Below are 23,947 nucleotides of genomic sequence, written 5' to 3'. Positions count from 1 at the left end.
CTGTGACTTAAAGCTGGTCGTGCTGGCGCGGCCTCAGTATTTTCCCCTTATGCTGAAGTTCCAGATGGTGTCGGGGACGCTATACCAGGAGATACGGCCTGGGACGTTGGAGTAGCGGATGTAGGGTTCCTCGGTGAGGTTGCGGATGGACCAGACCAGCTCTAGGTTCTTGTTGAGGCTGAAGTTGCCGGAGAAGTCTATCGTGAGGCGGGCTTTCTCGTAGATATGGTCGGAGGTCGTCCACTGGCGTCCGGTGTAGGGGCGGGTGATGGAGATGAGCTTGTCGTCGGCCCAGTTGCCGCGGAGGCTGAAGGAGAAGCGGCCGAGGCGGTATTTGATGCCCCCGTTGGCGGACTTGCTGGCGCGGCCGATTTTTTCCTCGTCCCGCTCGGCGTTTTGCAGGGAGGCGGTGGTGAAGGAACCGAAGACGGAGAGGCCCTTGAGCATGCCGGGGAGGAAGGTGAGCTGCTGGTCGTAGCGGACGGTGACGCCATAGACGGTGCGGGTGCCCTCGGCGTTGATGGTGGAGCGGTAGGTGATGTCCTGCATGGTTTCCGTGATGGCCTGCTGGGTTTCCTCATCAATGACCGCATCGCCGGCGTCGAGGCCCTTGAGCAGGTCGTCGAGGGAGTAGCCGAGCTGGTCCGTGGCCTGCGCGGCGGTGATGACCTGGTTCGAGATTTGGAGGGCGTCTATGTCGAGGCGGTAGGCGGAGAGTTCGACGATGCCGGCGGGGTTGAGATACCACTGGAGACCGGCATAATATTTGGCGGTTTTCTCGGGTTTGAGCTTGGGATTGGGAACCCAGAGGTTGGTGACGTAATAATCGGGAAAGTTGACGACGCCGGAGAGGTTGCCGTAGTCGGGGCGAAGGATGGACTGCGACATGGAGAACTGGAAGCGGAGGTTGGAGGTGATGTCGTATTTGATGCCGCCGGAGAGGAAGACGTTGTCGTAGTCAACGTTGCGTGTGCCGCGCTCGCCGTCGTAATACTGGAACAGTTTGCCGCGGACGGTGGAGGTGTTGAACATGCCGGAGGCGATTTCCTCGGGGGTGGCCAGTTTTTGGAGTTCCGCGATCTGGGCCGGGGTGCGCATGTTGGTGAAGGAAATGTCGGTGACGGTGCGCTCGACACGGACGCCGAGATTGAAGCTGAACTTGCCGGCGCGGGTGGTGGCCTCGGCGTAGAGGGCGTCGATGCGCTCGGTGAGGTCGTTGCGGTTGGTGAGGGCGTTCTGGGTGTTGTCCACGGCGTCCACCGTGAAGTATTCGGGGTGGGCGACGTAGAGGTCCCAGAGCTGGTTCTGGTTGACGACGGGCCAGTTTTGCGCGTTGACGTTGCCGGCCTTGCCGCCGAGGTCCATGTTGAAGATGTAGTGGTCGGCCATGGGGTAGGTGGAGGCGACCTGGGTGCCCTCGGGGCCGATGTAGTTGAAGTTTTTCTGGTTTCGGCGGCGGGTGTAGTCGCTGTTGATGACGGCACCGCCGGCGCGGAAGGTGACGGGGTGGTTGAAGACGCGCATGGCGTAGGTGAGGTCGAGGTAGCCGGAGGTCTGGGTGTTTTCGGTGTAGTGGGGGTCGTCGTAATAGACGCCGAAGAGGTAGGCGCCGGTGCCGCCGGAAGAGGGGACGCGGCTGAGGTTCTGGGCCTCGGTCCAGAGGGAGCCGCCGGTCTGGGTCAGGGTCCAGGTGGGGGAGTCAGTGGAATCGCGCGTGGCGATCCAGCTGAGACCGCCGAGGCGGTTCGGGGCGCCGCGGAAGCGGCCCGTGTCGCCGTCGCTGTAGTCGCCGTGGGAGTAGGAGTAGGCGCCGCGGAAGTTAATTTGAAGAGGGCCGTTCTTGTATTCGAGGCGGGGGGAGATGGTGTAGTTGGTGTTTTTGGTGACGCGGAAGGAGGGGCCTTCGCGAAGCACGGTTTCCAAAGACTGCGCACCGCCGGGGCCGGTGGCATCCACCTCCCAGTAGGTGAGGGTGGAGTTGACGGAGGCGCCGGGGGCGGGGGAGTTGGTGTTGACGGTGTAGTTGTCGTCGCGGTTGATAGCTTCCAGGGTGTAGTAGATGTTGTAGTATTCGTTTTCGTTGTAGGTGTAGCTGTTTTTGAGGGCGAAGGTGAGGTTGGGGGTGATTTTGTAGTCGAGGTTGAGGCTGGCGGCCTGGGAGGTTTTGATGCGGGGGCCGTCGAGCCATGCCAGATTGAGGAGGGAGGGGCCTTGCAGGGCCTCCTGATTGCCGTTGCGGGTGACGAAGGTGGTGGTGGGGTTCGGGTTTTGCAGCTCGCCGGTCTCATCGCTAATGTAGGGGGCGGTAGGGTAGGTGTAGGTGATGGTGTGGCGCTGGTCGTTGCGGTATTGCTGGTATTGGGAAACACTGGCCTCAATGCCGAGGCGGCGTTTGAAGAAGGCGCCGCCGTAGCTGACGCGACCGCCGGGGTAGGTGCGCATGCGCTTTTTGTTGTCGGGCAGGTAGTCGCGGCCGAGTTCGAGGGTGTCGCCAGTGCCATCGAGGCCGAAGTCGAAGGAGATTTCGGGCTGCTTGCGGTTGAAGGCGTAGCGGGTTTTGAGCTCAAAGCTGCCGGCGGGCTTGTTGGCGGGCATGCGGGCGAGGAGGGTCTGGTTGAACTCGATGGACTCGATGGCGGTGATGCTCATCTGCTGGAAGTGATTGGCGCGGGAGCCGCCCTCGGTGGCGGAGGCGAGCTGGATGCCGTCCATGGAGAAGCCGGCGTATTTGGGGTCGAGGCCGCCGACGCGGACGTAGGCGAGTTCGCCCTCATCGTCGGTGTCAAGGGTGACGCCGGGCATGTATTTCATGAACTCGCCGACGCTGCCTTGGGTGAGTTCGCCGAACTGGTCGGTGGAGATGATGGTCTTGGCGTTGTCGGCGGCGCGCTGCTCCATGAGCACCTTGGCCTGGCCGGTGCGCTCGGCGCTGACGGTGAAGCGGTCGAGGACGATGACATTGGGGTCAATGCCGCCGGCAGCGGCGGTGCCGGATGCGATGGCCGCGGCGGCGCGGCGATCGAGGCCGAGGGGGTGCAACTCAAAGTCGGCGGTGAGAGTGGCGTCAGGGGCGGCGTCGAGCGTGCGGGTGGCGGTCTGGAGGCCAGCGTAGCTGACGGTGAGGGTGACGGAGCCGGCGGGAACCTCAATGCGGTAGGTGCCGCCGTCCTCGGTATAGACGAGGGCGGCGGTGCCGGCGATGCGGACCTCGGCGTTGGCGATGTAGAGTTGAGAGTCAGTGTTGAGGACGCGTCCGGTGATGACGGCGAATTGCCGGGATTCTGGAGCGGGCTCGTTTTGTGCGAAGGCGGCAAGAGAGCCCACCACAAAGGCACAAAGGACACAAAAAAGACGCGAGTTTTTCATAGGGCGACGGGTGTTTGGAAGAGGGTGGCTGGCGGGTTGGATAAGACGGAGGGAGGCCAATCACCAAGTGTAGCCGACGAGAAGGCTGGCGGTGGTGCGGTTTTGGGTGGAGGCGGTCTCGTAATCGAGGGCGAGGCCGACGATGGTGTGTTTGGAAAGGGCGGCGCGGAGGTTCAGGCCGATGGCGGTGAGGTCGGCGTAATAGTCGCCGCGCTCAAGGGTGACGGGGGTCGTGGGCGAATCGTAATAGCGCACGGTCAGGGTCTCGCGCGGGGAGCGGATGGTGTGCTTGCGGGCGAGGGAGAGGTCGGCGGCAAACTCGCGTTTGAAGAGCTTGAATTTCCGCCCGACGGCGACGCCGTAGGCGGCTTGGGCGGAGGCATCGTCAAAGGCCTTGACCTCCATCGGGGAGAAATTGCTGCCTGTTTCGTGGTGGCCGGAGATCTTGAGCTTGGCATAGCGGAGGCCGGCGAAGGGCTTGAGCACGGTATTTTGCCACGGGGTGAAGGTGGCGCCGATTTGGACGGCGCCGGTGTAGTAGGAGGTGTCCCACCCGCCGCGGATGAGATTGCCGGCCTCGTTGCGGTAGGAGGTGGAGCTGGCGCGGCCGGTGTCGGCGGCGGCGGAGAGGTAGAACTTGCCGAAGCGCTGGGCGGCGTGGATGCCGAGGATTTTGTGCTTGGAGGAGAGGGAGGTGTCGTTGGTGGTATCGAGGGTGTTGTCGGCGATGGTGCCGTGGATGCCGAGGAGGACGCGACCGGGGAGGAGGGCGTCGGCGCCGGCGACGAGGCCGTTGACGCGGCCCTCGACGCCGGGGGTGGTGATGGAGGTGCGGTCATAGTCCATCTGGCTGGAGATGTAACGCACCCAGGCTTCGTTGACCCACTTGCGTTTCTTGGCGGATGAGTGGCGGGTGACGGGGTCAACCAGTTCGTCGGCGAGGTGCGAGTAGAGGGTGTCGTGAAGGGCGTCGAGGGCGTTGAGGGTCAGGGTGATGTCCTTGAGCGGGTTGGCCCCCTGATTGACGAGGACGTATTCGCGGCACCAGCCGGAGGAACTGTTGTCGTTGGGGATGCTTTGACCTGGAGCGACGGGGATGGGGATTTCGTTGATGGTAAGTTTCATGCCGTCGGGGACGACATAGCGGACGATGTCGGAGGTGGTGGTAATGTCGTCGGGGTCCACGTTTGACTCCTGCACGCGGAGGCGGGAGACGCCGGAGGCGCCGAAGGTGATGGTGGAGGTGGTGTCGGTGTCGGGGAAGACGAGGGCGCCGGTGCTGAGGTAGGCGCTGGGATTGAGGACGAGGGTGGAGCCGCCGGTGAGATCGATGCGGTTGGCGAGAATCGCATAGGTCATGGGGATTTTGGTGGCACCGGAGCCGCGGGCGGTGAGGCCCTCGCGTCCGATGACGAGGGTGGAGGCCTCGCTGACGGTGACGGCGACGTTGGGGCCACCGAGCACCTCGGAGTAGGTGCCCGAGGCCAAGGCGGTAAAGCGGGACTGGCCGGAGATGGTGAGGTTGCTCAGCTCGTTTTTGGCGGGGTGCCAGCTTCCGTTGCCGGACATGCCGTCATAGCCGTCGAGGGTGCCGCTGCGCCAGTCGAAGGTGAGGTCGGAACCATTGGTGATTTCAATGGCGCCGCCGCCGATGAAGGCCTGCCGCACGGTGCCCTTGACGCCGCGGAACTCCATCGTGGTGCCGGGGGCGATCTGCCATGCGCCGGTGCCGAGGGAGGTGGGGCTGGTGGCGACGACGCGGCCCTCGTCCACCCGGCTGTAGTTTTTGGCGCTACCGTAAAAGAGGTTGCGGGTGCCGGAGAGGACGAGGGTGCCGGCGCCGGTCTTGATGAGAGTGCCACCGGAGGAGCCGTAGTCGTTGGCCGTGCCGATGATGTTGCCCGAGATGGTGGCGGTGGCGGTGCCGTCAATTTGGAGGGTGAAGAGGCGGCTGGCGATGAAGATGTCACCGGTAACGTCGATTCCGTCGGCGGTTTCGGCGAAGTGGAGGGTGGGGTCGGAGCCTGCGGCGGACAGTATCTGGCCATTATTGGACAAGACAACGGCGGGCAGGATGCCGCCGCCGGGCTGCATGATTTGAGGGAGCAACTTTGCGCCATAATAAGCGCCATATTTTGCCTCGGCAGTATTGCCGGTGGTGGTGATGTAATTGGTGATGATGTTATTGTCGCCGAGAGCGCAGGTGGTGGTGACGGAGAGGGTGCCTTGGAGGAGGTGGATGCCGCCGGGGAAGTGATTGGCGGCGGTGTTGGAGAGGGTGAGGTTGCCCGAGCCTATCTTGATGAGGCGGCCGGTGGGGGTGACGGAGCCGGCGGCGAGACCGACGCCGGTGCCGGTGAGCTGCACGTCGCTGGCGTCGATGCGAGCGGGGGCGGCGGTGATGGCACCGCCAGTAAAGATGTAGTTGTTATTGAGGCTGGCCGCGCTCGTCCCTACCTCACTGGTGGCGGCGGCATAGACGACAACATCGGAGACAGTGACGCCCTCGGAGGCGATTTCGATGGTGCGGGTGGAGCCGAAGGTGGGGTCGTCGGCGCTGCCGCGCCACGAACTGCCGGTCCAGACGTAGCTGGTGTCGGCAAAGCTGTCGAAGATGGCGACGTCGCCGGCGAGAAAGGCGGTGGAGGGGAGGGCATCGCAGGAGACCCACGTGGCACCGCCGGAGCGGTTGGCGTAGGAGAGGTAGGAGCCGGTGGTCATCCACGAGGCGGCGGAGTTGTCCCAGACGGCGCCGCCGCTGCCGGTCCAGAAGAGGCGTCGATTGTCGGTGCGGTCCTGCGCCGTGCAGGGCGCGGCCAATGAATAATAGAGAAAGGAGGAGGCGGCGAGCGCCAGAGCCGTGGTCAGGCCGGGCAGTCGTCCGGCAGGGCGGGGAAGGTTGATTTTTGTCATGTGCAGGGTGTTAGTTTTTATTGCCTGTCTGTTTGAAAAGATGGCCGCCGTGGCTCGGCGGGAGCAGTGATGATCGATGAAAAGGAAGAGGCTCGGGCGCGTTTCCAAGGAGAGCCGGGACGGCTTTTCGCATGGGCGGGCCAATGTTTCATATCTATTAATTTCAGGTGCGATTCATGGGAGTTTTATACAGGGATCGGGATTGAAACAGGTGGCGAAGGGGATGGCGGCTGGCTTTAAAGACGGAGATAAAAGTAGAATGTCTCACGGTTTTGCCTGGCAGGGGATGGGGGGAGGGGATGCGGATTTGCGGCTTTTCGCGTTTAGGGATTCGCTTTATGGCGACTGGTTTTGGCTCGCGAAAGTATAAAAACGAGAAAATCGCGAATAATTATTTTCATTGATGATTCTGGATGACCACAGGGAAGAGCAAGAAATGCCGAGGTAAATGTGAGGCGTTTTCAGTAGGGAAAGGAGGGATATTTAATTTGCGGGACCGTGGAACCGACCAAGGGCGACATCGAACAAAGGAGGTGAATAATTATTTTACCCTCCCTGTTTCCAGTCTGCCGCACAGTCGATATGGACTTCAATTTGGTTCTCGATGAATTGATTGGTCAAATATTTGTAATCACAGGAAAATGGGATTAATTTGTTATGAACAAACGGAAGATTTGGCTGATTTCACCTTCGGCCCGGTGAGTTTCAGTGATTAATCCATGGTTATTATTTCACCATAGAAAAACTGAGTTCGCGGAAGGAATTCGTCTTTTTTATGACTCTTTTCCTGTATCCGAGGTGAGCTCACTGGGTGCTCTTTTGAGCTTGCGCGTCTGTGAGTCCCGCGGATCGTCGCGAGCGGCGAAGCTCATTTTATAAAATGATTCACCATCAGACCGGCTTGGCGAAAATCACCACGGCGGGCATGGAGAGGCCACGGGCACCCGCGCTGGCCACCGTTGATGTCAATGGCGCGGGCCGCAGTGGCGAGGGTTTGGCCCCAGACGCGCATCCTGCCGGAGGCGTCGAGGGAGGCTTATGGAATTGAGCATGCCGAAACGACCGATTTTGCGGTTGAGGGCGTCAATGGCCACGGTGTCCGCTCCGTCGCGGGCGGGCCGGCCAGAGGAGCGAGATCATCGGCGGGAATGGCGGGCGGGAAGCCAAATATGAATGCGTCCAGCGCGAGGAGCGCGAGTCGTTTCCGAGGAGTTTGAATAAGGACATTGGTCTTGGTGTTTGATGAGCGATTCCAGCAGTTACGCCGGACGAACCAGAACCCTACGCTTCGCGTGGGGCAAAATCATGACGACTGTGTCACGAATACGTGAACTCACCTTGCGGCTTCGCGCAGGATTAAAGGCGGCGGCCAAGGGTTTCCCGCGGACTGATGGCGCCCTCTGCGCCTCTTCTCGGGCTATTTTAGCCCATGCGTGAGAGTTGAAAGGGGTCTTAAAATTAATCACGGGAGCCCGAATGACCGGAGTTTTAATATTAAAAATAATAAAAATCATTTCTATGTTTTCTGATGCCGCCTTTGGCTTGGTCCGTGATTATTTATAAAGTTTATTTGGATGATTCTTTATGATCATTCAAAACAAACCAATGGAGCGGCCACGGAGACACAAGAGCACGGAGCCAGGAACGGGATTTTAAAGAACTCCCCTAAGCTTCGTGTCCTCCGTGCCCGCGGTTAATTTATTGGTTTGTTTTATTTATGCAGAATTAATGAGATTTGATAAATCGTGGAGTTTGCCGGAGAAAGGCAGGGATTGCGTTTATGCGCGGCGGGGGCTAGAGCCGGGTGATTTCAAGGTTTCTGAAGGCGACGGGATAGGTGCCTTGCAGGCCGATGCGACCGGAGCGCGCGCAATCCTTGAGGGCTTTTTTGAATTTGTTGGCGGAACCGTCGGGGTTTTTGCGCGGAGTGGCCCAGTCGTCGAGGTTTGCTTCGACCATGGGTTTGCCGTCGAGCAGGACTTTGACGGTTTCGCCCTTGGCGGCGATTTCGAGGCGATACCAGACGCCGGCCTTGATGGCAGGCTTGGCGGCGGGCGCGGCACAGTCAAAGAGGGCGCCGGTGCGGGCGCGGTCGGGACGGTTGAGCTGGTTGGTGATCTGGATTTCAAGCGAGCTTTGCACGTAGTCCCTGACGTCGGAGCAACGGAAGAACACACCGCTGTCGGTGCTTTTGTCGCAGCGGAATTCCAAGCTCAGGTGAAAGTCGCCGTAGCTTTCTCTGGTCCAGATGATGCCGGCCTTGCCCTTGGTGGAGAGCACGCCGTCCGCCATGGTCCAGTGGTCCGGCTGATAGTCGGCGTTGACAAGATCGTGGGCGAAGAGCGGCCTTTCCGGGGCAGAGTATCCGGTGATGGCAAAGGCCGCGAATGCGAGCAGGAGGAGGCGGCGGGTGGAGGTGGCGGGGGGCATGGGGGAAAAATGACGAATTACGAATTACGAATGACGAATGACGAATTGCCGCGCGAAGCGCGCGCTGCCGGGGCCGCAGGCCCCAATGGCAGGCTTCTCGCTTCGCGCGGAACGGCAGTCGTCATTTTTCAGTGATTTTTGGAGGACGGGTAGGTTTTGGCGGCTTCCCTGGCGTAGTCGGCCAGCTCGGCGGCGGTGCGCCCGGGCGTCCAGCCGGCGGCGGCGGCCATCCATTGCGCGATTTCGGGGGCGCGGGCGGGGATGTCGCCGTGATAGAAGTGCCAGCTCGACCGACGCAGGAGCACGTCGTCGAGGTGCACGGCCCATTCGTTTTCCACGTAGTGGCGGACGGCGTCGGCGGTGACGGGCGGGGGGATGATGCCGCTGTAGGGCGCGGCTTCGGCGGCGGGCAGGAGCGGCTCCTTGGCGGTGCGGCAGGGCGCGGCGGCGGCGCCAAGAAATTTCGCGATTTTGGTGACGGCCTGCTCGGCCATGAGGCGGTAGGTGGTGAGCTTGCCGCCGGCGATGTCCCACCAGCCTTTTTCGGGATTCGTGATCTGGTGCGCGCGGGAGGTGTCGGAGGGCGTGCCGTCGCGGTTGGCGATGAGCGGGCGCAGCCCCGACCATGAGCTGATGATGTCGGCGCGCGTGAGCCTGGCCGAGGGAAAAGTGGTGTTGGCGGTGTGGAGGACGTAGTCGATGTCGTCAAGGCCCACGCTCACATCCTCGGGCCTGGCATCGTAATCGGTGTCGGTGGTGCCGATGATGAGGCGTTCGCCCCAGGGGATGAGGAAGAGGATGCGCTTGCCCTCGACCATCGTCACGGCCTCGCCCTCGGCGACGGTGACGCGCTTGCGGTCGACGACGATGTGGATGCCTTTGGTGAGGCGGAGCTTCACGGCGCTGTGGGGGATTTTTTCCGACCACGGACCGGCGGCGTTGAGGATGGCGCGGGCGCGGATGACGAGTTTTTCGCCGGTGAGCGTGTCCTCGATTTCGCAGCTCCACGCATCGCCGTCGCGTTTCGCGTCGATGAAGCGGGTGTAGTTGGAGATGAGCGCGCCGTGGTTGACGGCGGAGCGGAGGGTGTCGAGGGTAAGGCGGGCGTCGCTGGTGAGGGCGTCGTAGTAGCGCACGGAGCCGCGCAGGGTGTCGGTGTTGATTTGCGGGAGCTTGCCGAGGGTCTCGTCCTTGGTGTAGCCGCGGGAGGGTTTGAAGTTTCGCCCGTTGCAGAGCAGGTCATACATTTTCACGCCGATGCGCATCTGCCACAGGGGGCGTCCGTTGATTTTATAAACGGGAAAGATGAACCCGAGCGGCTGCCCGAGGTGCGGGGCGATGGAATGGACGACTTTTTTTTCCACGCTGGACTCGTGCACGAGGCCGACGCGGCCCTGTTCGAGATAGCGCAGGCCGCCGTGCAGGAGGCGGCTGGAGCGGCTGCTGGTGCCGCTGGCGAAGTCGTAGCGGTCGACCAGACCGGTGCGCAGGCCGCGCATGGCGGCGTCGCGCGCGACACCGGCGCCCACGATGCCGCCGCCGACGACGAGGAGGTCGAGCGGACGTTCCGCGAGTTGGCGGAGAGTTGTCTGACGTTTTTCAGTGCTGTGTGTACTCATGGATGTTGGTCAATGATGGCCGGAGACTGGCGGGGTTTGGCGCGCGTCGGCGATGGCCTCGCCGAGGGGCGCGAGGTTTTCGAAGACGAAATCGGGACAATGGGCGGACGGGGCGGCTTCGGCGTCGGCACGCGTGGCTTCGCCGGAGAGGACGAGGACACCGAGGCAGCCGGCGTTTTTGGCCATGGCGACATCGGTGTAGAGGCGGTCGCCGACCATCGCGACCTCGCCGGGCTGGAGGCCGTGGCGGGCGAGGATGCCGGCGAGCATGGAAGGATCGGGCTTGCCGAAAACGCGGTCGGGGGCGCGACCGGTGGCGGCCTCGATGGCCGCGCAGATCGAGCCGCAGTCGACCAGCACGGTGGGCTGGTCGGTGGGGCAGACGTAGTCGGGATTGGTGGCGAAGTAAGGACGGCCTTGCGAAACCCACCAGGCGGCGCGGCAAAGGCGGGCGTAGGTGAGCGACGTGTCGAAGCCGGCGACGACGGCGTCAGGAGAATCGGCAGGATCGTCGTCGGCGGACTGGAACCCGGCGCGGCCGAACTCGGCGATCATGCCGGGAGGGCCGAGAAGGAAGAGGCGGCGCAGATCGGGACGGCTGGCGCGGAGCCAGTCTATGACGGCGAGGGCGGAGGTGTAGAGGTGGCCGGGGGTGGAGGGGAGACCGAGGCGGGCGAGTTTGTCGAGATACTCGGCGGCGGACTTGGAGGGATTGTTGGTGAGAAAGGTGTAGCCGATGCCGAGGGCGTCGAGGCGGGCGAGGAAGGGCTTGGTCCAGGGAAAGAGCGTGCCTCCGTTGTAAATGGTGCCGTCCATGTCGAGAACGACATGGCGGACGCGGGAGAGGGAGGCTGAAACCGTGGCGGGCATGAAAGAAAGTTTAAGTTGGAAGTTTAAGTTGGAGTGGGCGGTGAGGCGCGCGGCGCGAGCGGTGACTTTTGGCTACTTGTTACCTGCCGCTTGTTGGCTGGCATTTGGCCCTTGGTTATCCGCCACTTCGGCGTAGCCGTGCGCGGGCGCGCGCCACATGAGGGCGAAGACGCCGGCGCCCACGAGGGAGAGGGCGATGATGACGATATAGGCGAGGTCCCAGCCGTAGTGTTGCGCGACGTAGCCGAAGCCCACGCCGGAGACGGCGGTGCTGAGGTAGCCAAAGATGCCGGTGAGCCCGTTGGCGGTGGCGGCGGCCTTTTTGGTGGCCTGGTTGGCGGCGGCGATGCCGACGAGCGCCTGCGGGCCATAGATGAAGAAGCCGGTGGCGCACAGCACGGCGAACAGCACCCAGGCCGGCGCGCCGGGGGGGATCCGCCAGAAGGCCACCGCGCACAGCGTCGCCCCCGCCATGCAGAACACGCACGTGCGGTGCGCGCGGCCCTTGAGCCAGCGGTCGGTGGCCCAGCCGGAGGCGAGCATGCCGAGGATGCCCGCGATCTCAAACAGCGCCACCATCCAGCCCGCGTGCGCCATCGTCACGCCCTTGGACTGCTTGAGCAATGTCGGCCCCCAGTCGAGCACCGAGAAACGCACGATATAGACAAAAAAGTTGGCGACACCGAGTATCCAGATCAGCGGATTGCCAAAAACTTTTTCGCGCAAAAACGCCCGGTGCCCGGCGGACCTCTCCGTCTTTTGCTTCAACTTCACCGTCGTGCCCGGCAGTTCCGGCAGGCCGACGGACGACGGCGTGTCGCGCAGTCCGGCGAACAGCAGGAAGGCGCCGACAAAGGCGATGCCCGCCGGGATCCAGAAGCACCAGCGCCACGCGCCGGCGTGCGCCTCGCCCGCGCCCATGTGTCCCATGATGTAGCCGCAAAGGATGACCACTAGCCCCGCGCCGATGGAGTGCGAGGTGTTCCAGACGGACATCTTGGTGGCCAGCTCCTGCGGCGGAACCCAGTGCGTGAGCAGCCGGGCGCAGGGCGGAAAACCGGTGCCTTGCAGGATGCCGTTGACCAGCCAGGTGACGCCCATGAACCAGACGAGCGCGCCGGTGAACGCCGGCCCCGAGGCCGCCCCGGAGAGCCAGCCGGCGACGTCCGGCCCGAAACCGAAGGCAAAGTTGGACAGCGCGCACAGGGCCAGCCCGGCCGCCATGTAGAAGCGGGCATTGAGCCGGTCGGCGAAGATGCCGTTGACGAAGCGGGAGAAGCCGTAGATGAGGCCGTTGAGGGTGAGAAAAATGCCGAGGCTGGTCTTGGAAATACCGAGGTCGGTCTCCATGCCGGGCATGGCCATGCTGAAGTTTTTCCGCACGAAGTAAAACAGCGCGTAGCCCACCATCGTGGCGAGGATGGTGCGCGTCTGCCAGCGGCGGAATTTTTTTTCGGTGTCGGATGGCATGAGGGAGTCGGCGGGAGGGTGAGCAGAAGGAAACAAAGGGAGCCTTTTATGATATTGTTTGGCGGGCATGTCGCTTCGCCCGGAACATGGCGTCCTCCGCTTCCTTCTGTTCAAAATGGTGATTCATTTTTTGCCTTTGGTTTTGGCGGCCGCTGACTGCGTGGCGGTTTCAAGCAGCGCCCGCGCTCCGATTTCGTCGATGACCAGGCCCTTGAGAAAACCGCCGGCGACAGCGGCCTGGATGGAGGCGGAGCGGTCGGTGCCGGAAACCACGCCGATGACCTGTGGAATTGCGGCCAGCTGGTCGAGTTCGATGCTCAACACTTGGTTCCTCCAGCGGGTGTCGCACTCCCGCCCGGCGGCGTCATAGAAGCGTCCTCCGATCTCGCCGACGGCACCGGCGGACTTCAGTTCGGCGATGTCCTTTTCCCTGAGCATGCTGCGCTCGATGAACACCGAGTTGTCGAGCGTGCCGACGCCGACAATGGCCATGCGGGCCTGGCTGAGGTAAGTATTGACCACGCGGGACTGATCGATGGCGAGAAGCGCGTCGCGTATCCGCTTCGTGGGCACGAAGGCCGGCATGTTCAAGGTGAGGAAATCACCGCCAAGCCGTTGCGAAAAAACGCGCCCGATTTCCTGCGCGTCGAAATCGTGCACGCTGGCGTCCACATTTCCGACGGACTGGACGATTGTGATGCGTTTGTTTGTCGATATGGAAAAGTTTCGGACCAATTCCCGGACATTGCGCCCGCTGCCGATGGCGATTATGTCCTTGGATTTGATCATGGTTTGGATCTCCTCGGCGGCGAACCTGCCGAGGATTTTGCGCAACTCTTCCGGCGAAAGCTCCTGCGGAGCCTTGATAACCACCACGGTGGCGAGGCCAAGCTGGGTCCGAAGCCTCGCCTCCAGTTCGCGATCCCGGGGGTCGAAATCGGCGACGATGATGCGCACGATGCCGCGCTCTTGCGCCATGGAGAGCAGGCGGCTCACCTTGGCCTGGGAAATCTTTAAATATTTTCCCAGCTGGGCCTGCTTCATGCCGTTGATGTAATAAAGATGGGCGGCAAGGTGTAATAGACGGTCTGAATAAAGATCTTGCATGGGGATGGGTGTCTCGGATCGGGGCCGTATTATTTACGGGATTTGGCTTCAATTTATTAAACTTTAACCGATGGCGTGCGCCCGTGGTCAAACTCCATGCATAAATAATTCTGAGGGGGCCATGCATTGTCTAGGTTAATCCAGATTAAAATACCAAATAATTATTCGCGCGGGCGAAAAAGTTTTGCCTTTGCAATTTCCACCTGCGTCTTTCTTGTCGTTCCCATGATCAGGATTTTCCCCCTTCTCCGTTTCCTGTCGTTGCCTTGCCTCGCCGTGATGCTGCACGGGCAGAATGCTAAAATTTTGGAAATCACCACCGCCGACTCGGCGCTGGTCCTTGTCGCCACGCCGGACGCGCCGGTGGTGTTTCGCCATTACGGAGGAAAGGCAAATGATATGCGTGCCCTTTTATATAAAGGACATCGGGAAGGTTTCGAGGCCTATCCCGCCTTCGGCGGCTCCAACCACGCGAACCTCGCGCTGAGCGTGGTCCACGCGGACGGCGCGCTGACCACCGAGCTGGTCTACGCGGGCCATGAGCACCGGGCGCTCGACGGCAACCGCGAGGAGACCGTCGTCCATCTGAAAGACAAACTCTACCCGCTGGCCGTTGACCTCCACTTCACGGCCCACAAGGCGGAAAACGTCATCACCCAGCGCGTCGTCCTCTCCCATCGGGAAAAGGCGCCGGTGCGGGTCGAAGCCATCGCCTCCGCCTACCTGCCGCTCCAGGCCGGCGCGTATTATCTGACGCATTTTCACGGCGCGTGGGGACGCGAAATGCACATGACCGAGGAAAAGCTGACGCCGGGCGGAAAGATTATAGAAGAATATAGAAAAGGCGTGCAAACGACCATGTCCGACAACCCGTCCTTCATGCTCGCCCTCGACCATCCGGCGGACGAGGAGGCCGGCGAGGTCTATGCCGGCGCGCTCGCGTGGTCGGGCAATTATAAACTGTTGTTCACACCGGATGAACGGGAGACGCTGCACATCACCGCCGGCATGAACCCGTTCGCCTCCGCCCGTATATTAAACCCGGGCGAGACACTGGAGACACCCGAGATGGTGCTGACTTACAGCGCGCAAGGACGCGGGCAGGCCTCCCGCAACCTCCACGACTGGAGCCGCCGCTACGCGCTCGCCCACGGGGACGAACCGCGGTCCGTGTTGCTCAACAGCTGGGAGGGCGCCTACTTCACCTTTGATGAGAAGACCCTCACCGACATGATGGACGCCGCCGCCGGGCTGGGCATCGAGATGTTTGTGCTCGACGACGGCTGGTTCGGCAACAAATACCCCCGCAACGATGCCAAGGCCGGACTCGGCGACTGGCAGGTCAACAAAAAGAAACTCCCCCGAGGCATCGGCCACCTCGCCGACTACGCGGTCTCCAAGGGCCTCCGCTTCGGCATCTGGATCGAGCCGGAAATGGTCAACCCCAAGAGCGAACTGGCCGAAACCCATCCCGAGTGGGTGGTGAAAAGCCCCGGGCGTGAAATCCCGCAGCGGCGCCAGCAGTGGCTGCTCGATTTGAGCAATCCCGCCGTGCAGGATTTCGTGGCCAAAACTTTCGACGAGGTCGCCGCCCTCTCGCCCAACATCACTTATATAAAATGGGACGCCAACCGTCCGGTGCTCAGCGTCGGCTCGGAATATCTGCCTGCGGACAGGCAGACGCATTTCTGGCAGGATTACGTGAAAGGTTTATACAGCGTGTATGAACGCGTCCGCGCCAAGCACCCGCGCATCACCATCCAGCTCTGCTCCTCCGGTGGCGCGCGCCTTGACTATGGCGCGCTGAAATACCACGACGAATTCTGGGCGAGCGACAACACCAACGCCGTGGATCGCGTGCTCATACAATACGGCACCAACATGATCTATCCGGCGATCGCCACGGCGTCGCACGTATCGGCCAGCCCCAACCACCAGACCGGGATGATGCTCCCGCTGAAATTCCGCTTCGATGTCGCCATGTCAGGCCGGCTTGGCATGGAGTTGCAGCCCAAGGACATTGCCGACGCGGATCTGGAGTTTGCCAGGAATGCGATACAAAATTACAAACGCATCCGCCCCGTCGTGCAGCAGGGCGATTTATACCGGCTGTGCTCGCCTTATGATGAAAACGGGCGCGCGGCGCTGACATATGTTGCCAAGGACAAAAAACAGGCGGTGCTCTTCGCCTACAACCTGTATCATTTCCATGCGCGCGGTTTCACTTTCGACGTAAAATTAAGGGGCCTCGACCCCGCGAAAACCTACACTGTTTCCGAACTGAACATGAAGACCGCGAAAAGCGTCTTTGCCGGAAACAAAAAAACCTTCACGGGCGATTACTTGATGAAAATCGGCGTCAGCCTGGCCATCCCCCGCCCGCAGGAAAGCGCCGTGCTGTATATGACGGAGGAGTAACGCGCGGATGCCCTCGGGTGTGTCCGGGTTTGCCTCCCGCCACGGAGGCCTGGCTCAGGCCAACTCCAGAAAGCTATTCATTGGCCTTTTGGAGGTCGTCCCTCCAACGGGATAAGCATCGTTAGTAGATGATATTATTATAGTATTTTCTTTCAACATTGGCCCAAATGGCAGGGCGGGGCGGCCCCGCCGGGCCGCGGCTTAGCCGGAGGCTTCGCCCTACCGGCGCTGCCGCGCCACTGTTAAATGAGGACACTATAGCAGCGGCGCGGGAGGATTGTCATGCACCGGGTTTTTGCCGGGTTTCGGGCTTTGTCACGATGTCGAGCAATCTCACCTGCTCCCCTGGCGGGATGATTTGTTCGGGGTGGGCGCGGCGTTTGGGGCGGAGACGGCGTCCGGTGGTCTTGTCGGAAATCTGGTCGGCGATGAGATAAACGCCGAAACCGATGATGAGAATGGCGGCGATGAGATTGATGGCGCGGATGAAGCCGTTGCCGAGTTTTCGCGCGAGCCAGTGCGCGCAGGTGCAGAGGAAAATCCACCAGGAGGTCGAGGCGGTGAAGATGCCGAGGACGAGCATCGCGGAGTGCAGCACGGTCGTTTCCGATCCCCCTATGCCGGTGGAGGCGACGATAAGGGTCGCGCTCATGACGGTAATGGGGTTGGAAAGGGTGAGCACGCAGGTGGTGAGGCAGGCGACGAGGAGGTTGCGCTCGTGGAGCGGGCGCTTCGTCTCGCGGATTTTCGGCGGGGTGCGGAGAATAAACACGCCCATGCTGATGATGAACGCGCCGCCAACGAGCTGGATCGCCCCGCGGTGCTCCTCGATGGCGGGCATGAGCGCGGCAAGAAACAGCGCCGCGAAGACGCCGATGAGCGCGTCGGCCATCGCCGCGCCCAGTCCGCTGACGAAGCCGGAGAGGCGTCCGTCGGCGACAGTGCGGCGGAGAATCAGCGCGGCAATCGGACCGACGGGAATGCAGATGGCAAACCCGACCATGATGCCATGCCAGAAATGCGTCGCCATCGTTTCGTGTCCGGGGTGGGGGGCAAATGCAACAGGCCGAAGGGTGGGCGTCGGCCTGTTTGCTGGGCGGAATTACGGTGTCTCCAGTCTCGCGCCGGGGAATGGCTTACCTGCCGTCCACATGGCGGGCGATGGCGGCGATGGTGTAGGATTCCTCGGTGTTGCCGATCTTGACCGTCACGGTGTCGCCGACTTTTTTCGAAAGGAGGGCGAGGCCGAGAGGCGTCTTGTAGGCGATGATGTTTTTCTCGGGGATGCTGTCCCAGGCGCCGAGGATGGTGTAGCGGGCGGACTTGCCGGCGTCGCCGACTTTCAGGTCAACGATGCTGCCCACGCCGATCTGCTCGGTGGAGGCTTCCTTGAAATCCGTGATGCGGGCGCGTCCGAGGTCCTTTTCGAGCTGGGCCTTCTGCGCCATGAGCACCTGCTGGTCCTGTTTGGCCATCTTGTATTCGGAGTTTTCCTTGAGGTCCCCGTGCTCGCGGGCGGCGGCGATGGCCTTGGAATTTTCCGGGATTTTTTTGGAGACGATGGTTTCGTATTCCTCGCGCTTGCGCTCGTAGCTTTCGCGGGAGACGAGAAGCTGCTCCTCCTTCGACTCGGCGTCGCTGGCGACAAGCGACTGGATGGTGGGGAATATCTTGATGAAGCGGGCGAGGAGGGATTTTTTGGTGAGTTCCTCGAAACCCTGGTTAAGGAGAAGCGTGTTGGCCAGGTCGCGGGCGGTTTCGGGGTCGGCGGTGGAGAGGAGGTCGCCGATGAGCTCGGTGTCCTCGCTGAGGATTTCGGCGAGGGGGATGCGGCGGGCGGTGGCGGCCTGGAGCGCCTCGTAATCGATGGCGAAGAAAATGGAGCTGAGCAGGCGCGGGGTGATCAGGTCGTTGAGGAGCTTGGCGAATTTCTTGGAATGGCGGTTCTTGATGATCCAGAGCAGGACGGGGGCGCGGAGGTTTTGCTCGACCTGCCAGCGCTTGAGCGTGGCGGCAAGTTCATCGGCGTGGCCGTTTTCAACGAGGAAGTTGATGCACTCGGTGGTGAATTTGCCCTGGCTGGTCTTGAGGAGGGTGAAGAGGATGTCGCGCACCTCGATGGGGTGCGCTTCCTTGACGAGGTCGAGGAAGCGGGACTGGAACTGGACGGGAATCTGCTCGGCGATGGCGGGAAGCTCGCGGATGGTGGAGACGAGCGAGAGTTGAGAGGGCTCGAGCGCGGACGGATCGTCGCCGGCGAGCTTGGCGAGCGTGTCGCGAATCGAGGCGCCGTAAAGGCGGGCGGACGGGGTGAGCTGGTTGCTGTCGCGGACGGCGGCGGTGACGGCTTCCAGGTAAGGATGGAGATCGGTGGTGTCTTTCTTGGTATCAAAGGTGACGATCAGTTCCTCGGCCAGCGCGATGCGGCGGCGGGCGGAGCGGGTGCCGTTGAACTGCTCGAGAATCTCATCGACGTTCGAAACGGGGGTTTCGCGCAGGACGTAACACTCGGTTTTTTTGGCGGGGATGGCGATGCGCGGGTCTTTGTGGACGACTTTTTTGGAGGAGGACCACCATTTCTTGAATTTGTCCTCGCCGACGACTTGCGCCAGCGTGATTTCGAGGTCGATGGCGGTGGTGGCGTTGTTGGGATAGGACTCGAGGGCTTCGACCACGAGTTGGGCGGGGTTTTCGGCGATGAGTTTGGCGATGACCTCGGGCTCGGTCTGTTTGCGGACGAGAAGATGCTTGGGCGGAAGCACATCCATGGTGTTCACGCAGAAGGCGGGGTCCATGGGGTGGCCTTTTTTGCCTTCGAAATCGATGATCAGACGGTGCGTGCCTTCGTCATAGGCCTTGATTTGTCCGAAGCCCCAGCTGCGGTGGATCACGTAGCTGCCGGGGGTCATGGCCTCCAGCTTGGATTTGGCGGTCTTGAGGGCCGGGTGTTTTGCGATAAGTGCTGAGACTGCTTCGGAATTCATAGGATGTGTCGTGTCTGAGATCTGAACCGCACATGTCAGCGCATTGGCCCGGGCAATGTCAACCTAGGGGTTTTGCGGCGCGGGCGGGCGGCGCGGTGCGCGGAGGCGGGGAATGTTTCGTGTTTGGCAAGGCCGCCACCCGCGGGTATGCAAGCGGGAAGTCAGACCAATTTCATGCAAACGCCGGACGCCAATCTTTATCTAGTCGGATTCATGGGCACGGGGAAAAGCACCGTGGGGCGGGCCGTGGCCGCGCGGCTGGGGTTTCAGTTGCTCGACAGCGACACGCAGATCGAACGCGCGCAGGGACGCCCGGTGACGGAGATTTTCGCGACCGCCGGGGAGCCGGCGTTTCGCGCGATGGAGCGAGAGTTCATTGAAAACGGCCACCCCGCGACGCGCTGCGTGGTGGCATGCGGCGGCGGACTCGTCGTCCCGCCGGGCATGCTCGACGCGCTGAAAAAACGCGGCGTGGTCGTGTGCCTGCACGCGTCGGTCGAAACCATCCTGGAGCGGACGCGCGCGCACACGCATCGCCCGCTGCTCAACGTGGAGAACCCGCGCGAGCGCATCCAGGCGCTCTACGCGGAGCGCGAGCCGATCTATCGCAACGCGGGCACGCTTGTGCTCACGGACGGGCGGTCGTTGACCGATGTGATCACGCACGTGATGCGGATTCACCGGCGCGAGGGCGGCGAGTTTTGCCGGGCGCGCGACGGCGTCGCGGCGGCCGGCGGCAACGGGCGGGGCGCGGGCGGCAGGCTGTTCCCGGGATGAGCCGGAGCGAGGAATTGCGGCGGCGGTTGCGCGGGCTGGGGTTCGACGCGGTGCGTTTCGCCCGGATCGGGCCGGAGGCGGCGCGGCCGATGTCGGAGCGTTTTTCCCAATGGCTGGGCGCCGGCTATCATGCGGACATGCACTGGATGGAACGCGGCGCGGAAAAACGCGCGCATCCCGGGCTCGTGCTGGCCGACGCGCGTTCGATGATCCTGCTCGGCGTGAACTACGGGCGGGCCGCATCCGGCAAGGGCGCGCCGGTGTGGGCGCGCTACGCGTTGTATTCAGATTATCATGACACGGTCAAGGAGGGCCTGGTCGCGGCGGGCCGGACGCTGGAGGAATTGTTCGGCGTGGCGGGCGCGGATTACCGTTATTACGTGGACACCGGGCCGGTGCTGGAGCGCGGCTGGGCCGAGCGGGCGGGGCTGGGGTTTGTGGGAAAAAACGCGATGCTGATTTCGCGGGAGTTTGGAAACTGGCTGTTTCTCGCGGTCATCCTGACGCGCCTCGAGCTGGAGCCGGACGAGCCGCTGCTGGAAAAATTCCAAATTCCAAATCCCAAATCCCAAAAAAATTCCAAATTTCAAATTCCAAATCACGAGATGCCGGCGCCGCCGGGTTTTCGTTTTTGCGGCAAATGCGAGCGCTGCATGACGGCGTGCCCCACTGCGGCGATCACCGCGCCGGGCGTGCTGGATGCGCGGCGGTGCGTGTCGTATCAGACGATCGAAAACCGCGGCATGATTCCGCGCGAGTTGAGGGCGGGCATCGGCGCGCGCATCTACGGTTGCGATGTGTGCGCGGAGGTGTGCCCGTGGAATCGTTTCGCGCAGGACGCGCGCAGCACGCTGCTGGAGGCGCGCGGGGGCGTGGCGGCGCTGTCGTTGCGCGAAGTGCTGGAACTGACGCCGGAGCGTTTCGCGGAGGTTTTTAGGAAAATGCCGATCAAGCGCGTCAAGCTGCCCGGGCTGTTGCGCAATGCCTGCGTGGTCGCGGGCAACGCCGGCGCGGCCGACTGCCTCGACGTGCTGGCGCGCCTCGCCGCCCACGCGTCGCCCGTCGTGCGCGCGCACGCGGTGTGGGCGGTCCGCAGGATTGCGGGCCCGGGCAAGGCGCCGGGATTGCTTGAGGCCGTCCGCATGGCGGAGCGCGACGAGGACGTGCTGGCGGAGTACGAGGGGTGAAGGGGGCGAGCGGGATTTATAGAGGGTAGGGCGAGGCGTCCCGCCGAGCCGCGAATAGCGGAGGACGGGTAAACGCGGCTCGGCGGGACGCCTCGCCCTGCCTCATGAATTTCCCTGTCCCGACGGCGCGAGGATGCGCAGCGACTTGGGCACGACGCGGATATCGACGCGGGCGGGACTTTCACGGGGTTCGCCGTCGGTGTGGATCAGCCCGGGGGCGGCGCGATCGATGATGAAATGCGCGGCGCGTGCGCGGTGAATGTTGCGCGAAGGATGGAGTTTCTGGGTGACCAGCCGCAAGGCGAGGGGAAGGACGTTCAGGATATGCGCGCGGCGGATGAGCGTGAGGTCCAGCAGGCCGTCGTCGAGGGTCGCGCCGGGGGCGATGTAGCCGTTGTTGCCGTATTGATCGGAGTTGGCAACGGCGAGGATGAAGGCGCGGGTGTCGATGCGCGCCGAGGCCGGTTCGGTGATGGCGACGGAGGGGCGGCGATAGCGCAGCCAAGTGCCGACGATGAGGCGGAGATAAGTCGGGAGTCCCCTGAGGGTGAGCGAGTGGAAACGCCGGCTGATTTCCGCGTCGAAGCCCAGACCCATGACGTTGAAAAAGCGATGGGTCTCGTTGACGAGCCCGGTGTCGATGAGGCGGGGTGTCCCGTGAAGCAGCGTGTGAAACGCGCGTTCGCCGGGGCCGGGAATGCCGAGGTGCCGGCCGAGGCCGTTGCCGGAACCGCAGGGAATCAGGCCGAGCGTGACGCGGCTGTGGACGAGGCCGCTGGCGACTTCGTTGAGCGTGCCGTCGCCGCCGACGGCAACGACCAGCTCGCATCCGGCGGCGACGGCGTCGCGGGCGAGTTCGGTGGCGTGGTGCGGATGCGTCGTGCTGACGAGGGCCGCGTCGAAGCGGGCGGTGTTTTCCGCGATGAAGCGGCGCGTGCGCTCGATCACGCCGGGGCTTTTGATATTGTAGCCCGAGCGCGGGTTGTAGATGAAGCGTGCCTTGATCACGGTGTCGCGGAGGAAGCGTGTTGAGGTGGATTGGCCGCTCGTTGTCCGACGACGGCTCGAGACGCTACAGGGAGAATACCCGGAAATTTTTGATCTCGATCCTGGACTTCACCGTGCGGAAGCCGAACCAGCCTTCCGCGAGCGGCTTGGGGTCGCGGTAGGAAAAGATGACCTCGCCGTCGCGGGCAAAAGTCGTGGCGCCGTCGGCCGTCACCGTGATGGTGATGGCATAGGTGTGCGCCGGTTTGAGAAGATGGGCGGCGTCGGAGAGATCGTGCTCGGGCAGGAGCGGGCGCGCGCCGGTGCCGTCGTAGCGGCGGAAGCGGGTGGTGGTGTTGGCGTTGCCGCCGTAGCCGACGTAGTAGGTGTTAAGGGTGTCGTAGGTGGAGAATTGCCCGGTGCGCTGGTGCGCGGGATGAAAGAGGTCGGCGGGGTTTGCGGGATCGCTGGCCATCCAGAAGCAGTTGAGATCGGATACGCGCGCCTCGGGATTCATGGTGGCGTCGTAGCTGATGATGAGCGGCGCAGCGAATTTTTGGCGGAACCACACGGTGCAGCCCGCTTCGTCGGCGATGGTCAGGATTCCATCGGCGGCGCTGACCGTGCCGCCGGACATCTGCTCGACGACCCACTGGCCCAGCCCATGGTAAAAATCGTCCGATGCGATGACCGGCCGCGCGGGATCGCCGGGCTGGCGGACAGCGTGCGTGCGCGCATGATCGTGCCCCTCGTGAATGGATCGGTCGTGCGCGTGCGGGGCGGGTTTGCAGGCGGCGGGCACGAACGCGAGCGCGGCGCCGAAGAGCGCGCAAAGGGCGAGGGCGGGCGTGGACAAACGGGAATTCATGCGCACCATGCTTGGGCATCGCGATGATTTTGCCCAACGAAAAAATACTCCATGTGCTCACCGGTCCGACCGCGGTCGGAAAAACGGAACTGGCGTTGCGCTGGGCGGAGGCGAACGACGCGGAAATCGTCTCGTGCGATTCGCTTTTGTTTTATCGCGGCATGGACATCGGCACCGCCAAGCCCGCAGCCGGGGAACTCGCCCGGGTGCCGCACCACCTCGTCGATGTGTGCGACGTGACGGACCGGATGGACGTCACGCGTTACGTCGCGATGGCGCGCGCCGCCGTGGACGACATCGTCGCGCGCCGCCGCCGCGTGCTCGTCACCGGAGGCAGCGGTTTTTACCTGAAAGCCTTTTTCTCGCCCGTCGCCGATGACGTGGCCGTGCCGGTGGAATTGCGCGCCGAAATCCGGGAAAAATACGAACGCGACGGTTTGGCCGCGCTTGTCGCGGAACTGCTCGCGCTCAATCCCGGCGGCCTCGGACCGCTCGACACCGCCAACCCGCGCCGCGTCATCCGCGCGCTCGAACGCTGCCGGGCCAGCGGTCGCACGCTGGCCGGGCTCGCCGCCGATTTCGCGCGCCAGCCCGGGCCGTTTGCCGATTACCGCGTGCGTCTCGCATGCCTCGACCGCGATGGCGCCGAGCTCAAGCAACGGGCCGGGGCGAGGGTGGGGGAGATGCTGCGCGCCGGGCTGATTGAAGAAGTCGGGCGCCTCCGCGCCGCCGGACTTGAACGCAATTCCAGCGCGGCCGGTTCCATCGGCTACCGCGAAACCATCGCCATGCTTGACGGGCGGCTGCCGCGGGCCGAACTCGCGGCGGAGATCTCAAAAAACACGCGCGCATTGATAAAAAAACAACGCACATGGTTTCGCACGCAGTTGCCCGCGCATAAAACCATCGACGCGGCGCGGGCCGGCATCGAAACACTTTTCGGGTAAGACA

General features: G+C 62.8%; 15 protein-coding genes. 4 read left to right on the top strand and 11 right to left on the bottom strand.

Annotation, left to right across the window (positions count from 1 at the left end; genetic code table 11):
* Nucleotides 1-33: 33 nt before the first annotated feature.
* The 7 genes from OH491_RS05965 to OH491_RS05935 form a co-directional block, all read right to left on the bottom strand.
* Entirely contained in the window at nt 34-3,327 is a 3,294-nt protein-coding gene (locus OH491_RS05965; RefSeq protein ID WP_342750908.1) for a TonB-dependent receptor domain-containing protein, read from the bottom strand.
* 99 nt (nt 3,328-3,426) lie between these two features.
* Nucleotides 3,427-6,279 carry an autotransporter outer membrane beta-barrel domain-containing protein gene (locus OH491_RS05960; RefSeq protein ID WP_068771879.1) on the bottom strand — a complete coding sequence of 951 codons (2,853 nt, stop codon included), beginning with the start codon at nt 6,277-6,279 and terminating at the stop codon, nt 3,427-3,429.
* A 1,794-nt stretch (nt 6,280-8,073) separates the two neighbouring features.
* Complete coding sequence (locus OH491_RS05955) at nt 8,074-8,709, bottom strand: 3-keto-disaccharide hydrolase (protein ID WP_068771880.1); 636 nt, start codon at nt 8,707-8,709, stop codon at nt 8,074-8,076.
* 128 nt (nt 8,710-8,837) lie between these two features.
* A complete protein-coding gene (locus OH491_RS05950; RefSeq protein ID WP_068771881.1) occupies nt 8,838-10,328 on the bottom strand; it encodes a glycerol-3-phosphate dehydrogenase/oxidase in 1,491 nt (496 codons plus the stop codon).
* A gap of 9 nt (nt 10,329-10,337) precedes the next feature.
* Nucleotides 10,338-11,198, bottom strand: coding sequence for an HAD-IIA family hydrolase (locus OH491_RS05945; RefSeq protein ID WP_068771882.1), 861 nt, complete (start codon nt 11,196-11,198; stop codon nt 10,338-10,340).
* A 72-nt stretch (nt 11,199-11,270) separates the two neighbouring features.
* A complete protein-coding gene (locus tag OH491_RS05940) occupies nt 11,271-12,668 on the bottom strand; it encodes an MFS transporter (RefSeq protein WP_068771883.1) in 1,398 nt (465 codons plus the stop codon).
* A 123-nt stretch (nt 12,669-12,791) separates the two neighbouring features.
* Nucleotides 12,792-13,775 (bottom strand): sugar-binding transcriptional regulator, encoded by a 984-nt coding sequence (locus tag OH491_RS05935; protein WP_084442462.1) that lies wholly within the window; start codon nt 13,773-13,775, stop codon nt 12,792-12,794.
* A 225-nt stretch (nt 13,776-14,000) separates the two neighbouring features.
* Here OH491_RS05935 and OH491_RS05930 point away from each other — a divergent pair, with 225 nt between their 5' ends.
* Complete coding sequence (locus OH491_RS05930; protein ID WP_068771885.1) at nt 14,001-16,193, top strand: alpha-galactosidase; 2,193 nt, start codon at nt 14,001-14,003, stop codon at nt 16,191-16,193.
* A gap of 280 nt (nt 16,194-16,473) precedes the next feature.
* On the opposite strand, the gene OH491_RS05925 is transcribed toward OH491_RS05930, so the two are convergent.
* The gene (locus OH491_RS05925) at nt 16,474-17,196 is read right to left on the bottom strand and encodes a LysE family translocator (RefSeq protein WP_334319541.1); all 723 of its coding nucleotides are present in this window, start codon (nt 17,194-17,196) and stop codon (nt 16,474-16,476) included.
* A gap of 133 nt (nt 17,197-17,329) precedes the next feature.
* Nucleotides 17,330-19,177, bottom strand: a complete 1,848-nt coding sequence (locus OH491_RS05920) for a GreA/GreB family elongation factor (protein WP_068771887.1) — start codon at nt 19,175-19,177, stop codon at nt 17,330-17,332.
* A 174-nt stretch (nt 19,178-19,351) separates the two neighbouring features.
* Between OH491_RS05920 and OH491_RS05915 the strand changes: the two genes are divergently transcribed.
* Together OH491_RS05915 and OH491_RS05910 are read left to right on the top strand one after the other, a co-directional pair.
* On the top strand, nt 19,352-19,954 hold the full coding sequence (locus OH491_RS05915; protein WP_068771888.1) for a shikimate kinase: 603 nt from the start codon (nt 19,352-19,354) through the stop codon (nt 19,952-19,954).
* A complete protein-coding gene (locus tag OH491_RS05910; protein ID WP_068771889.1) occupies nt 19,951-21,141 on the top strand; it encodes an epoxyqueuosine reductase in 1,191 nt (396 codons plus the stop codon). The genes OH491_RS05915 and OH491_RS05910 overlap by 4 nt, the downstream gene beginning before the upstream one ends.
* A gap of 102 nt (nt 21,142-21,243) precedes the next feature.
* Here the strand turns inward: OH491_RS05910 and OH491_RS05905 are convergent, their stop codons facing one another.
* Both OH491_RS05905 and OH491_RS05900 read right to left on the bottom strand, forming a co-directional pair.
* Nucleotides 21,244-22,149 (bottom strand): diacylglycerol/lipid kinase family protein, encoded by a 906-nt coding sequence (locus tag OH491_RS05905; RefSeq protein ID WP_068771890.1) that lies wholly within the window; start codon nt 22,147-22,149, stop codon nt 21,244-21,246.
* Between the two features lie 64 nt (nt 22,150-22,213).
* On the bottom strand, nt 22,214-22,996 hold the full coding sequence (locus OH491_RS05900) for a DUF6250 domain-containing protein (RefSeq protein ID WP_334319542.1): 783 nt from the start codon (nt 22,994-22,996) through the stop codon (nt 22,214-22,216).
* A 23-nt stretch (nt 22,997-23,019) separates the two neighbouring features.
* Here OH491_RS05900 and miaA point away from each other — a divergent pair, with 23 nt between their 5' ends.
* Nucleotides 23,020-23,943, top strand: a complete 924-nt coding sequence (gene miaA / locus OH491_RS05895; protein ID WP_068772014.1) for a tRNA (adenosine(37)-N6)-dimethylallyltransferase MiaA — start codon at nt 23,020-23,022, stop codon at nt 23,941-23,943.
* Nucleotides 23,944-23,947 lie beyond the last annotated feature (4 nt).

The sequence above is a fragment of the Termitidicoccus mucosus genome (genome assembly GCF_038725785.1).
Lineage (GTDB): Bacteria > Verrucomicrobiota > Verrucomicrobiia > Opitutales > Opitutaceae > Termitidicoccus > Termitidicoccus mucosus.
Note: the sequence above shows the minus strand (reverse complement) of the source record. Positions and strands in the feature narration are given on the sequence as shown.